This window comes from Streptomyces sp. NPDC104309, assembly GCF_055584025.1.
Window position 1 is genome coordinate 163,778 of sequence record NZ_JBVJMV010000019.1, and the last position, 12,030, is coordinate 175,807.

A 12,030-nucleotide genomic window follows, 5' to 3' on the forward strand; every position below is an offset into this window, starting at 1 on the left:
CGTGGATTGCGGAGTCGTCAGGATGCCCACGGGTCACCAACCAGCTCTCCGGATGCCCGGGTGGATGCTCGGTGGACGGCTCCTGGGGTGGCGAGATGATCAGCGAACTACCGTCAGGCAGCCCGACGTGGACGATGTAGTCGCTGAGGCCGTACTCGACGGTGCACTCCAGGCCGCGCTGCCGAAGGGGAACGGTGACGTGCCCGTACCCGTGCTCCCGTTCCACGGATGCCGCTGTGAAACGCAGAGGAGGATCGCTGGCGCGCGCGGTGATGCGAGTGCTCTCGCTTTCGAGGGAGACCAAAGGCTGGTCGGATTGCATGGACCTCTCCTTGGCCCGGCGCCCCAGCAGCCGACGGCGCGAGCCGCAGACCGTGGGACGGCAGAAGTATTGGTGTTCCACGAGGATCCGGAGATTGGCCGGTTTGGCGTCGCCGGAACTCTGTGTTAGCGGCGTCAGCGAGAACGATGCGCGGGAGGCGGATTCGGAGCGGGCGGTGCAGGAGGCGAAGCAGCAGGAGTGCTGCGGTTGCCCGGTGAGGACCGCGCGAGGGCTACCTGAGTGCGTTCGGTCTGCGGAGACTGGTCGGTGTCCGCCCGCCGGACCAAGTAGTCGCCAGCCCGCGCGAGCGCCGGACCTTGGTAAGACAATTCGTCCGCGTAGTGCCAGCCGTCGGCGTTGCGGATCTCCTCCGCACGGCTCACGTACAGCTCTCGCGAACCGGGTTGCGAGGCGTCCATGAGCGCCAACACGTCATCCCACTCGTGCCGGATCTGGCCTGCTCGTTCCAGGTTGGTGTCGATGCCGCGCAGCCGCCGGAGGTCCTCGCTGATCGGCCCCTCGACGTAGTCGGCACCGACGGCGGCGGCCCGCACACCAGCCAGTACCTCGGGGCCGTGAGCGAGGAAGACCTCGACGTGTTTCCACGCTTCGGCGTCACGTTTCACCTTGCCGTCGTCGTAGCCGTCATCGATGGGCCAGCCGTCGCGGTCGCAGAAGGAATCCGAGACCGCATCCCAGTCGTCGGACGCCCGGCGGATGCCGGCGGCGGCAGCAGCCAGGGCCGGGATGTGCTGGCGCCACGCCAGGTGATCGGAGGTCGAGGATGGCTGGTCTTCATGGGGTGCGGATATTTCGGGCACGATAGATCCTTCTTGCTTCGTGTGCTTGTGCCTTTGCTCATCGCGAGCGCGGCAGTGCGCGGACGGCGGAGGGCGGGATGGGGGCAGGGGACGGGATTTGCCGATCGCCGGGAAGCCCGCTGAGTGCCACGGCCGGGGAGACGCGAGCCGCCGCTGCCGGGCGTCGGGAGCGGGAGTGGATCTCGTCGTCCAGGCCCTCCCCCACGAGGTGCAGCTCCTCGCCAAGATCGGTCAGGCGTTCCGCCAGGGCGTCCAACTCGGAGGCGCTGTCGCGGGCTTCGTGTGTGCGGCACCACTCCGAAGCGGTTTCGAGGAGCTGGTGCAGCCGGGCCACCGCGCCAAGATCGTCCGTGAGTGCCTCGTGGAACAGCCCGGCGAACTCCTCGGGATGGGCGGCGGCAAGGCGGTCGATCCAGTTGCTGGCCGATGCCGCGGTGCGCGGGCTCAGGCCCGAGGCGGCGCCTCCCCCGTAGCCTCGGAGGTCTGGTCGCGGTACGGTTGACGACATTGCTCAACTCCCTTTATCGATAGGCCAGTTGAGCTATGTCTGTAGGCCGCTGTGTTCGTTCAGGGCCAATCTGACGGGAGTGGGCCGACATTCGGGCGTCGGTGTCGAACAGCTCTCGCTCGGCGGGGTGCAGGATGTGCTGGGTGATGAAGCTCCGGCCCGCGACCTTCCACAGGCCCCGGCCCTTGGTCAGGGCGGACACCGCTTGGGTCTCGACGCCGGTCAGGCCGAGCAGCGAAGCGGCAGCAGCGAGTTGGTCGGGCTCCTGGCGGTAGATGATGCGGGTGGAGCAGTCGGCCAGGAGGCCCTCGGCCAGCACCCGGCCTCGCGAGCCGGCATCGCCTGCGCTGAGCAGGTCGCTGAGGCGGTGGATGACCATGAGGTTGGCGATGCCGAGCCCGCGGGAGAGCTTCCACTGGGACTGCATGCGTTCGAGCAGGCCGACGTGCCTCATCACGCGCCACGCCTCGTCGTAGATCACCCAGCGTCGGCCGCCGTCCGGGTCGGCGAGCGCGCTCTCCATCCACGCCGAAGCGCAGGTCATGGCCAGGACCAAGGCGGTGTCGTCGCCGGAGCCGCCGAGGCGGGAGAGGTCGATGGACAGCATCGGGGTGGTCGGGTCGAAGGCCACCGTCGAGGGGGCGTCGAACATGCCGCTCAGGTCGCCGTGTACCAATCGGCGAAGGGCGTGCGCGAGGTCCTGTGCGGCGGGCCCCATGTGTCCGGCCTGGTCGCCGAGGGCTCGGTCGAGGCGCTCGGGCGAACCGAGGGCGTGCGCGATCTCGCCGAGCAGCGGCACCGTGCCGCTGGCGTCGGCCTCCGCGACGACCAGGTCGAGGGCAAGGTCCAGAGCTGTGTGCTCCATCGGCAGGAGATCGCGCTTCAGCACGGTGCGAGCCAGGCCCGCCAGGAGCAGGAGGCGGCGCTTTCGGACCTCGGTCGACCAGTCGCCCTCGCTCACCGAGGCGGGCCGAGCCGGAGCATCCAGCGGGTTCAGCCTGCCCGGGAGCCCCGGCCCCAGCGCGATGCTGTAGCCGCCGAGGGCCTGTGCGACGGCCGTCCACTCGCCCTTGGGATCGCAGGGAACGTAGACCCGGTAGCCGTGGGCAATCGCTCGGGTGGCTATCGACTTGGCCAGCGCGGACTTGCCCATGCCGATGATCCCGGCCAAGACGGCGTTCGGATTCGTGAAGCCTTCGATCCGCCCGCTGCTGTACAGCGAGAACGGGTCGTAGCAGAACGCCGCCTCCGCGTGCACGTCCCTTCCGATGAAGATCCCTTCGGCGCCCAGGCCGCCCTCCGCGAGAAACGGATAGGCACCGCTGACGGTGGCTGTGGTCATGCGGTGGGCGGGCAGGCTGAGCTTGCCGCCCCGGGCCGAGGAGGAGCCGGGACGTCCGGACGGCGGGTAGGCCGGCCGCAGTTCCGGGTCGAGGTTCTCCTCGGCGCGGTGCTTCGGCGGTGCTCCGGCGAGGCGGGCTTGGCGGCGGGCCTCGGCGAAACCGGCACGGGCGGCTCGCTGCTCGGCGCGTGATGCCTTGCGGGGGACGAACAGGTGGGAGGCGCTGGCGCGAGTACGGGGCATGAACGTTTCTCCAGACGGAAGGCGGGTCAGCGGCGGACGAGGCCGGTGAACGGCGCGTGCAGGTCGGCCGGGGTGGTGCGGCGGCGCACCAGGTGCGCGGTGCGCTGGTGGCGCTGGCAGATGGTCAGCTCTGGCGCCCCTTCGGGCAGGCCCGCCTGGCACTCCTCGCGTTCGGGCACCTCGCCGGAGTCCGGCCGGGGTGCCGCGTGGTACGCGGCGTGGAAGTGGTCGGCGGCCTGCCAGATTCGTGTGCGGGCGGCGCGAAGCTGGTCGCCTTCGGCCGGCACGAGCTGACCGGTGCGGGCGGCGTGGGCGTCGAGGAGACCGTGCAGCGAGACGAGGTGGGCGTGCAGGGCGTCCAGCTCGGCGCGGGCGGTGACGAGCGGACCGCCCGGAATGTTGAGCGCGCTGTGGAAGTCGAGCGCGGCGGTGGCGAAGGGCACGAAGTCCTGCGCAGTTGGGCTGGCGGTGCGGGACATGGGGGTGCTCTTTCGGAGGAAAGGAAGGCCGATATCAGGCGGCGAGGGCGAGCGGCATGGCGGCGACGGTGAACGCTTCGGCCTGCTGCCAGGTGAGCGGCCGGAGGTCGAGCTGGGCGCCGACGGCCGCGGTCTCCACGACCGCGCAGGCGGAACGGAGTTCCTCCTCGGAGTCGGCCGAAACGGTCAGCAGACCGGTCAGGGCGACATCCGCGTGGCCCGCGATGAGCTGGCGCTCACGGGACTTTATGTCCTGGTACTCGATCGAGTCCGCCTCGGAATCAACCTGGCCCCGTCGGGCTCGCTCGGCGGCGTCGGCTATCACGCTGGACTTCTTGCGCTGGACATCGCGCAGGGCGGCATCCAGTCCCTTCGGCTCGTACGACAGCGACAGCGTGCGCCGGACCCCGGCGGTGAACAGGAGCTGGTGCAGAAAGCCCGCCGACGTCTCGGTCCTCGGCCAGTTCTCCACCCAGTACGTGGAGTGGACGGCCGAGTCGGTCGCGATGTGGTCCGACTTCTCGACGACCACGACCGGGCCGGCAGCGGCGGGCTCAGCCTCGGGACGTCCGGCGGTGGACCAACGGTCCAGCGTAGCGAGAGCCTTGGGGTCGTACGCCGTTCGCACGACGGCCGCGATCTCGCGGGCGGTGAGCCAGCCGGTGGGATTGAGCCCGGCGGTACGCGCGGCCTGATCGAAGGTCGAGGCCAGTTGCGCCAGGACGCTGAAGGAGCCGGTGAGGCCGCCTCCGGCCTGGTTGATCAGCCGTCGTGCGGCCTTGGCATCGAGCGATACCGCGACGTAAGCCTCGTGCGGGGCCGCCGCCGGGCCGGCACTCTGGATCAGCTCGCTGTAGATCGCGCCGGCCACGGGGGCATTGGGCTGGCCGTGCTCCTCCCAGTACCGGCGCAGCGCGTCGCCGGAGTCTGGGACGGTGCGCTCGATCACCTGGATCCGGGCGACCTGGCCGGTCCGGGCGAGCGCGGCCAGAGCGCGTCCCCAGCCGTTGACGTTGGCGTTCTGGGTGCCCGGGTCGAGCAGTGCGTAGGCGCGGGAGGAGACCTTGACGACGGCGGTGAGCGTGCCGGTGTGGGGGTTGTGGACCGCGCCGTATCGGCGGTCGGGGGCGGTGACCACGCGCAGGCTCGCCGCTGTGCCGGGCAGGTGGAGCAGCCCTTCGCGGATCGGGCGGCGGGAGGGCCGGGTGAGCCAGATCAACTGGCCCCGCATCCGGCGCAGGACGTACCGGGTGACGATCGGAGCCCAGTCAGCCAGGGCGCGGCCTCGGTAGCGGACGAAGACGAGGAGGGCGATGGCGGACCAGAGGGGGATGAGTTCGAGAGCGCCGACCACGTCGCGGGTGAGGATCACGGCGAGCAGGAGGAGGCCGGTGAGGCTGACGACGATCAGTTGCGGGGCGGTCAGGCCGAGCAGGATGCCGCGCCTGCTGCGGTGGGGAAACTTCACGGTGGCCGTGGTGGCTTCGGCCTGGGGCTTGTTGGACATGGTGGTTCCAGACGGTGGGAGCGGGCGGTGGGCGAGGCGCGCGGCGTTCTTCTGGAGGTCATGGCAGGGCTCCGTTTCTGGTGATCGGCGGCGCGGGGTACGGGGGCGGGCTGCGGGATGCAGTCCGCCCCCGGCTGTGGTTGGTCAGGATCCCGAAGGCGGCTGGTTGGGGTACACCCAGCTTGTCGGCGTCGGGGAACCGGTTGCCGACGGACCGGTGGAAGGCGGCGGCGGTGCGGCAGGGCTGCTTGTGCCCCCGGGTGCAGGGCCGGCAGGCGGCGCGGCACCGGCGCGGGTCATGCTGCCGCCCGCAGCCGACGCGCCAGCGAGCTGACCAGAGCCGCTGGCGGCACCCGGGGCGCCCCCTTCGGAACCTCCCGTTTCGCCCCCGCTGGGTCGGGTGATGAGCGGCGGGACGCCGGGTCGCTGGATCAGGGCGCGGCCCTTGTCGCCGGAGGCGTTCGGGGATTCGCCGTACCGGAAGCTGGTCCGCGGCTTGGGCGGTCCGGCGTCGATGCCCTCCTTGCTGAGGTTGCCGCCGGAGGGGTTGATGCCGGAGGCGACACCATCGGCGCCCGTGCCGGGGACCTGGCTCGGACCCTGCGGAGCGGGGGTTCCGGTGCTGGCCCGCATCGCCAGGCTGCCTGCGGTCTTCGCCGCCCCTGCGGCGACCGCCATGCCGGCAACGCTGGTGCGATGCAGGTCGTCGTGGCCGCCGCCGTCGCTGGCCCAGTGGACGAACTTATAGGTGGCGTACGGGCACAACAGGACCAGCACCATCACGACGATGCCTGCCATCGCATCGGACAGCGCGGCCATGCCGTCGTGGGCATCCGACTTGCCCATCGCCGAGATGCCGATGAGGAAGACCACGGTCATCAGGAGTTTCGAGACGACCAGCGTGGCGGTGGCCTCGATCCAGCCACGCCGCCATCGCTTGGCCACTTCCCAGCCTCCGCCGGCTCCGGCGAAGACAGCGAGGGCGACCAGGATCAGGACGCCGACCTTACGAGCGACCATCACCCCCCAGTACATGAACGCGCCGATCGCGCATCCTAGGGCGACCAGGGCTGGGACTCCCCAGCCGAGGCCGTACATCGCCCCCAGTTGGTTGACCTTCACCACACGGCGGATCGCGTCGTCGACTGAGCTGTTGGCTGCTTGAAACAGGCCGTCGGACAAGGCGTCGACCACGGTGATGGCCACAGAGGTGAAGGCGATGGCGCAGAAGCTGAAGAGGACGCCGGTCATGGTGCCGATGGCGGCCTGAGCCAGGGCGCGTTCGTCCCGCCGCCAGGCCGCGAACATCAACTGGATGCAGAACGTGCCGACGGTCAGCGCGAGCCCGATGGGCAGCAGCAGTTCGTAGTTGTCCCGGAACCATCCGGCATTGAGATCGATGGCGGTGGTCTCGTTGACGGCCTTCGCGGCGAGATCCGCAGCGCTGGCGGCCAGTTCGCCCGCCGACTTCGCGATCCATGCTCCGATGCCGTCGGTGACGGCCCCGGCGGGGTTGGTAGCGAAGTCAACAGCACCGCACACCTTGTCCATCAGCGGAAAGTCGCAGACTCCCATGGCGATACCTCCTTTCTGGGCTGGGGATCAGGGCGCGACGGACGGCATGACACCGGCCAGGGCACAGGGATGGGAGGGGCGGCACTGGACCGAGAGAGTGGTGACGCGGTTCTCCGCACCACCGGCAGGCAAGCCGTTCCAGGCGATCGACTGCTTGCCAGAGACGGTCACGGCGTAGACGTACGCCTGCGTGATCGTTCCGGGATTCGCCTGAAGGGCCCGGGTGAACGAGTCCGGGAAGTGCCCCTCGTTCACGGTCGCGGTGGCGAACTGGCCGTTCGCGGCCATTTCCTTCCACAGCACAGGCGAGGGAACGACCGCGTCGACCGAGGCGAGGTCGGCGTACTTGGTCTCGGTGGTCAGCCACCCGTGCAGGGCGGTCAGCAGCTCTGCCTGGGAGTACGCGCGGGTGTCGTAGGACCACAGCGCTGCGGCGGCTGCCTTCCCGAACGCGATCGGGTCGTGGGTGTCCGGTGGGACTGGGAGGGCGTGAGGGCGTGCGCTCGGCGAGGGCGACCCAGACGCCGAAGCGGCCGAGGAGGAAGGAGCAGCCGAACTCGCACGCGGCGCAGGGGCTTTGGAGGGGCCCCTGCCATCGCGGGTGAGGTAGGCGGCCAGGCCGGCGAGGGCGACGAGCACCACCAGGACGGCGGTGCCGAGCAGCGCCCGACGGCGCACGCGAGATGCGCCGCCGGGGTTCGAGGAGTGGGAGGGCATCAGTGGACCTGCGTCCCCAGCGTGCTGAAGAACGCCACCACACCGTTCGCGGCACCCAACAGGAGGGCCGCGCCAGCGCTGACCAGCACACCCTTCTTACCGTTGGCCTCGGCCTGGTGGCCGCCGGAGTGGTGGCCCCAGGCCCACACGCCCGCGCTGACGGCGAGCGCGCCGACCACGGCGATGATGCCGAACAAGTTGATGGATCCCATCACCTGCTTGAGGACGGCGAGGCCTGGTAGCCCGCCCTCGTTTGGCTTGATCCCGGGGTCGTAGGCGAGCTGGACGACCTTGTCGGCGAGATACATGACGAACTCCAGATCGGTTTATTGCATGCCGGAGCCCGGGAGGGCGAAGCGGCGGTGCGAGAAAGGGGGAGGAGAAAGCGCCGGTCAGACGACTCGGCGGGCCGCGAGAATCTGCGGCTTCCAGGACGCGAGGGTCGCGAGGCGGACCACGTCGCCGGTGTGCGGGGCGTTGATGATCAGGCCCTGACCGATGAACATGCCGACGTGCTCGGGGACTGCGGCCGTCCCCTCGGTGAAGACGAGGTCGCCCGGCTGGAGAGCGCCGGCCGGTACCGACTTACCGTCCTTGACCTGCGTGTACGTCGTCCGTGTCAGGGTGACCCCGGCGGCCTTGTACGCCTGCTGCATCAGGGAGGAGCAGTCACACCGGCCCATGGGGTCGGGCCCGTGGGAGTCGGTACAGCTCCCGCCCCACTGATACGGCGTGTCGAGCTGGCCGAGTGCCCAGCGGATCGCCGTCTGGACCTCTCGCGGAGCGTCGGCCGGGATCTTGTATCCGGCCGGCACCGCGCCGGGCGGGATGGTTCCGAAGTCGGTTCCGTCCCCGCCGGTCGTACAACCGCCCGCGGTAGTGGGCGGAGGGCTGCCGGTGCCAGCCGAGCCAGACGGGGAAGGGCTCGGCGACGTGCCGCCGGTCTTCGACAGCAGGGGCTCGATGGCCTGCTGCAAGGCGGTGGCCAGGGGCTCCCACTTGGCGTACGCCTCCGGGAAGCCCGACCTCTGCACCGCCTGAGCGGCCTGGGTGACGGACAGGGACTGCCAGCCCGAGACCTTCTCCAGCGCCTCGTAGAACATGGTCGAGGAGTGCACCGGGTCGAGGATCTCGTTCGCGGTGCCCCAGCCCTGCGACGGACGCTGCTGGAAAAGACCCAGCGAATCACGGTCGCCGTAGGTCAGGTTCCGCAGGCCGCTCTCCTGCAGTGCTGTCGCCAGGGCCACGATCTGCCCCCGGGCCGGAATGTTCAACGCGACGCCGGTCGCCTGGATCGTCTTGGCGTTGGGCACCTGCTCTGCCGGATCGTCCAGCCCCTGCACGGAGACCGTCCCCTTGGCGCCGCCGTCCAGGATCGCCTTCACCTGAGCGGCAACGGCTGAGGTATCCACAGCCTGTGCACCGCCAGCCGAGCAAGAGGCCGAAGCAGTCCCGGCACCGATGGCGAGGATCGGAACGGCCAGCAACAGCGGACCGGATGCGAAGAGACCGACGACGGCTCCGGTGGTCTTCTTCATCGCCGCCGCCGTTCACCGAGACGGCGGTGCCAGCCGGACAACGGCGTTGGGTCGGGGCACAGGGGTATCAGGGCATGCTGCATCGCAGCGGCTCCTCGTGGTTCGTAGGAGGCGCGGTGCTGACTTCTCGTGCAAAGCCGTCGACACCGCGGCGATGTGAATCCGCCTCTCAGGGCGGGCCCGGGTCAGAGGAGTTGGTAGCTCCCGGACGCCGGTCTCGGGTCACGCGCGGCAGCCAGCCGCGCTCGTAATCTCAGGCGGTACACCGGGTCTCCTCACGGCTTCGAGAACGAAGGGTCAACGGGCCTTCCGTGCCGCTCTTTTGGACGAGACAACACGGATAAGCACAGGCCAGCGGGGGTGGAGCGGGGCTCCGGCCTGGTGACATGGCGAGACAGTAGACCGGGATTCCGGCCGCGCCAAACGGCTCTCGGACCCGGGCGGGGAGCACGACACGGTTCGTTAGGTGCGGCCGGAAATCGCGGCTAACGTCCGGCGCAACCCCGCTCGAAACGATCGCTGTTGAGCGCCGTCCGGAGCGGGCCCAGTCCCCCCGTGCCCTGAAAGAGGCCCCGCACATGAGCTACACGCTGCACCGAGGCGACGCCCTCACCGTGCTGAAGACCCTCCCGGACGAGAGCGTCAACGCCGTCATTACCGACCCGCCGTACAACTCCGGCGGACGCACCAGCTCGGACCGCACCGGCCGTACCGCGCGAGCCAAGTACGTCACCAGCAACAGTGCGCACGACCTGCAGAACTTCCCCGGAGAGAACCGCGACCAGAGGAGCTATCGAAGCTGGCTGACCGCCCTGCTCACCGAGGCGTACCGGGCCTCCACCGAGCACTCGGTCGCCATCGTCTTCTCGGACTGGCGCCAGGAGCCGACCACGTCCGACGCCCTGCAGATGGCGGGCTGGACCTGGAGCGGCACGATCCCGTGGATCAAGCCCGCCAGCCGGCCTCGCAAGGGCGGATTCAAGCAGTCGGCCGAGTTCATCACCTGGGGCGTCAAGGGAAGCCTGGCGAAGGACCGGGACCTGTACCTGCCCGGCCACTTCATCGCCTCCCAGCCGCGCAAGGACCGGGTGCACATCACCCAGAAGCCGGTCGAGATCATGCAGCAGCTCGTGCAGATCTGCCCCGAGGGCGGCACCGTCCTCGACCCCTTCACTGGCAGCGGCTCCACAGGAGTCGCCTCCCTCCGCGAGGGCCGGCGGTTCGTGGGTGTCGAGTTGTCCTCGCACTACGCCGACGTGGCCGAGCAGCGGCTCCGCGCGGAGCTGACGCAGGACGACTTCGTCCTGGCTGGACCGGAGGAATGAGCATGAGAGCAGAGAGCCCAGGGCCAACGGACCGCAGACGCCAAAGGGCGGCTGGAGCATCGAGTAACCGATGCGCCAGCCGCCCTTTCGCTTGCGTCAGGCCGCCTCGAACGCTCGCCGGATCAGCGGTGCCGCCTTCTCCAGGTCGGCCGCTGAGGCGAGGCGTACCTCCAGGTCGCCGGTCCCGAGATGCCCAATGCCGCGCATGTCCCTGGTGAAGCCCTCCTCCAGCGTGACGGTGTCCGGGTCGAGTCTGAGGTAGACCAGGATCGCCTCGTGCTTCGGGCGGAAGATCACCGACGCCACGTTCACCAGCCGCCGGTAGGCGATGTAGTGCCGAAGGGGTGCCACCTCGACCTCGCCCCACGCCGTGAGAGCCTCGTCCAGCTCCGCGTACAGGTCCCGCAGGCAATCCGGGACGAGGCTAGGCCCGGCCGACGCGGGAACCACCGGAGCCGCCGGCACACTGTCGGTCGCCGCGTCCCGCTCCCTGTTCCGCCGAGACGAAGCAGCGCTCGGCGAACCGGGCGAGGAGTCCACGAGCAGCAGGCTCAGCAGGTCCCCTTCGAAGACGCGATAGCGCACCAAGTCGATCCGCTCGGGCAGCCGCTGCACGGCTACGCGGTCGTGATGGGAGAAGCTGGCCGCGATGCAGACCATCCGCGGACGACGCCAGTCGATGGATTCGGCGGCCTCCGGGCCCGACACCTTCCGGACGAGCGCCTCGATCTCGTGGTGCGCCGACTCCAACCAGGACAGGTAGGAGACGGCCTGCGACAGCACGCCGCTGTCGGAGCCCTTCTTGTACTCGATCACCACCGGGCTGCCGTTCTCGTCCAGCCCCAGCGTGTCGATCCGGCCCCGGTGCCACGGACCGGTCGGGTACTCCGACGCCAGGAATCGGATGCCGAGCATCTGCTCCAGGCCGGCCTCGACCCGCCGCTGCAGCTCTACCTCCAGCGCCACCGTTGAGCCGGGCAGCTCGACGTCCTGCCCGTTCGCGTCCCGCCGGAACAACATCAGCTCGGCCACCAGCGTCCCCCCTCCCGTGATCCCTGCAAAGAGACCAATCAACGTGGGACTCTGGGTATTCCGCATCCGGGCGGCCAGAACGGCTGTTTTCCCAGCTCTCAGGGCTGCCACGCCCCGCGAGCTAGTACTGCAACGGTGTTTGCCGTGACGGGTGGGCAGGTCGATCGTTGGTGTTGTCATGGGTGGGGATCTTGCTGAGGTCAGGTCGTGGGCTGTTGAGTTGGATGTGGTGCAAGGGCGGTTCCTTCACCGATTCAACAGGTCGGAGCCGCGTGAGTCCGCTCTTGCCTATATGCGGGGGCTCATAGCCCCGTTGCAGCGGAAGAACGGCTGGACGCTGGCCGAAGAAGCCGGCCACGCAGGTCCGGACCGTATCCACCGGTTGTTGAACCGGATCGAGTGGGACGCCGACGAGGTTCTGGACGATGTGCGTGACTACGTGGTCGAGCATCTCGGTGATCCTGGAGCGGTCCTGATCGTGGACGACACCGGCTTTCTGAAGAAGGGCACCGGTTCGGCCGGGGTGCAGCGGCAGTACTCCGGCACCGCGGGCCGCACGGAGAACTGCCAGGTCGGTGTCTTCCTCGCCTATGCGGCCCCGCTCGGACGAACGCTGATCGA

At 69.5% G+C, this 12,030-nt stretch carries 12 protein-coding genes; 2 read left to right on the plus strand and 10 right to left on the minus strand.

The genetic code is table 11. The features are described from left to right. Nucleotides 1-456: 456 nt before the first annotated feature. From ACZ68L_RS26785 to ACZ68L_RS26825, 9 genes are all read right to left on the minus strand, one after another. A complete protein-coding gene (locus tag ACZ68L_RS26785) occupies nt 457-1,089 on the minus strand; it encodes a hypothetical protein (protein ID WP_469581268.1) in 633 nt (210 codons plus the stop codon). A gap of 91 nt (nt 1,090-1,180) precedes the next feature. Beyond that, nucleotides 1,181-1,651, minus strand: a complete 471-nt coding sequence (locus tag ACZ68L_RS26790) for a hypothetical protein (RefSeq protein WP_469581221.1) — start codon at nt 1,649-1,651, stop codon at nt 1,181-1,183. 13 nt (nt 1,652-1,664) lie between these two features. Further along, a complete protein-coding gene (locus tag ACZ68L_RS26795) occupies nt 1,665-3,236 on the minus strand; it encodes an ATP-binding protein (RefSeq protein ID WP_469581224.1) in 1,572 nt (523 codons plus the stop codon). Between the two features lie 26 nt (nt 3,237-3,262). Further along, nucleotides 3,263-3,715 (minus strand): DUF6238 family protein, encoded by a 453-nt coding sequence (locus tag ACZ68L_RS26800; protein WP_469581227.1) that lies wholly within the window; start codon nt 3,713-3,715, stop codon nt 3,263-3,265. Nucleotides 3,716-3,749: 34 nt separating this feature from the next. Further along, complete coding sequence (locus ACZ68L_RS26805; protein ID WP_469581229.1) at nt 3,750-5,222, minus strand: SCO6880 family protein; 1,473 nt, start codon at nt 5,220-5,222, stop codon at nt 3,750-3,752. A gap of 144 nt (nt 5,223-5,366) precedes the next feature. Further along, nucleotides 5,367-6,797, minus strand: coding sequence for an SCO6881 family protein (locus ACZ68L_RS26810; RefSeq protein ID WP_469581231.1), 1,431 nt, complete (start codon nt 6,795-6,797; stop codon nt 5,367-5,369). A 27-nt stretch (nt 6,798-6,824) separates the two neighbouring features. After that, nucleotides 6,825-7,514: a hypothetical protein gene (locus tag ACZ68L_RS26815; protein ID WP_469581232.1), complete on the minus strand. Its 690-nt coding sequence runs from the start codon at nt 7,512-7,514 to the stop codon at nt 6,825-6,827. Then, on the minus strand, nt 7,514-7,822 hold the full coding sequence (locus ACZ68L_RS26820; RefSeq protein WP_114247234.1) for a DUF6112 family protein: 309 nt from the start codon (nt 7,820-7,822) through the stop codon (nt 7,514-7,516). The genes ACZ68L_RS26815 and ACZ68L_RS26820 overlap by 1 nt, the downstream gene beginning before the upstream one ends. 84 nt (nt 7,823-7,906) lie before the next feature. Then, a complete protein-coding gene (locus tag ACZ68L_RS26825; protein ID WP_469581237.1) occupies nt 7,907-9,052 on the minus strand; it encodes a C40 family peptidase in 1,146 nt (381 codons plus the stop codon). 578 nt (nt 9,053-9,630) lie between these two features. Between ACZ68L_RS26825 and ACZ68L_RS26830 the strand changes: the two genes are divergently transcribed. Further along, the gene (locus ACZ68L_RS26830) at nt 9,631-10,377 is read left to right on the plus strand and encodes a DNA-methyltransferase (protein WP_469581239.1); all 747 of its coding nucleotides are present in this window, start codon (nt 9,631-9,633) and stop codon (nt 10,375-10,377) included. A 96-nt stretch (nt 10,378-10,473) separates the two neighbouring features. On the opposite strand, the gene ACZ68L_RS26835 is transcribed toward ACZ68L_RS26830, so the two are convergent. Next, nucleotides 10,474-11,409, minus strand: a complete 936-nt coding sequence (locus ACZ68L_RS26835) for a DUF5655 domain-containing protein (RefSeq protein WP_469581242.1) — start codon at nt 11,407-11,409, stop codon at nt 10,474-10,476. A gap of 178 nt (nt 11,410-11,587) precedes the next feature. Between ACZ68L_RS26835 and ACZ68L_RS26840 the strand changes: the two genes are divergently transcribed. Continuing rightward, the coding region (locus ACZ68L_RS26840) for an IS701 family transposase (protein WP_469581245.1) at nt 11,588-12,030 on the plus strand (443 nt) is incomplete at its 3' end.

Excerpts from the sequence above, each read along its gene's own strand:
- ACZ68L_RS26805 (WP_469581229.1), bottom strand. The coding sequence starts at position 5,222 with ATGTCCAACAAGCCCCAGGCCGAAGCCACCACGGCCACCGTGAAGTTT.
- ACZ68L_RS26825 (WP_469581237.1), bottom strand. The coding sequence starts at position 9,052 with ATGAAGAAGACCACCGGAGCCGTCGTCGGTCTCTTCGCATCCGGTCCG.
- ACZ68L_RS26790 (WP_469581221.1), bottom strand. The coding sequence starts at position 1,651 with ATGTCGTCAACCGTACCGCGACCAGACCTCCGAGGCTACGGGGGAGGC.
- ACZ68L_RS26800 (WP_469581227.1), bottom strand. The coding sequence starts at position 3,715 with ATGTCCCGCACCGCCAGCCCAACTGCGCAGGACTTCGTGCCCTTCGCC.
- ACZ68L_RS26810 (WP_469581231.1), bottom strand. The coding sequence starts at position 6,797 with ATGGGAGTCTGCGACTTTCCGCTGATGGACAAGGTGTGCGGTGCTGTT.
- ACZ68L_RS26830 (WP_469581239.1), top strand. The coding sequence starts at position 9,631 with ATGAGCTACACGCTGCACCGAGGCGACGCCCTCACCGTGCTGAAGACC.
- ACZ68L_RS26795 (WP_469581224.1), bottom strand. The coding sequence starts at position 3,236 with ATGCCCCGTACTCGCGCCAGCGCCTCCCACCTGTTCGTCCCCCGCAAG.
- ACZ68L_RS26820 (WP_114247234.1), bottom strand. The coding sequence starts at position 7,822 with ATGTATCTCGCCGACAAGGTCGTCCAGCTCGCCTACGACCCCGGGATC.
- ACZ68L_RS26815 (WP_469581232.1), bottom strand. The coding sequence starts at position 7,514 with ATGCCCTCCCACTCCTCGAACCCCGGCGGCGCATCTCGCGTGCGCCGT.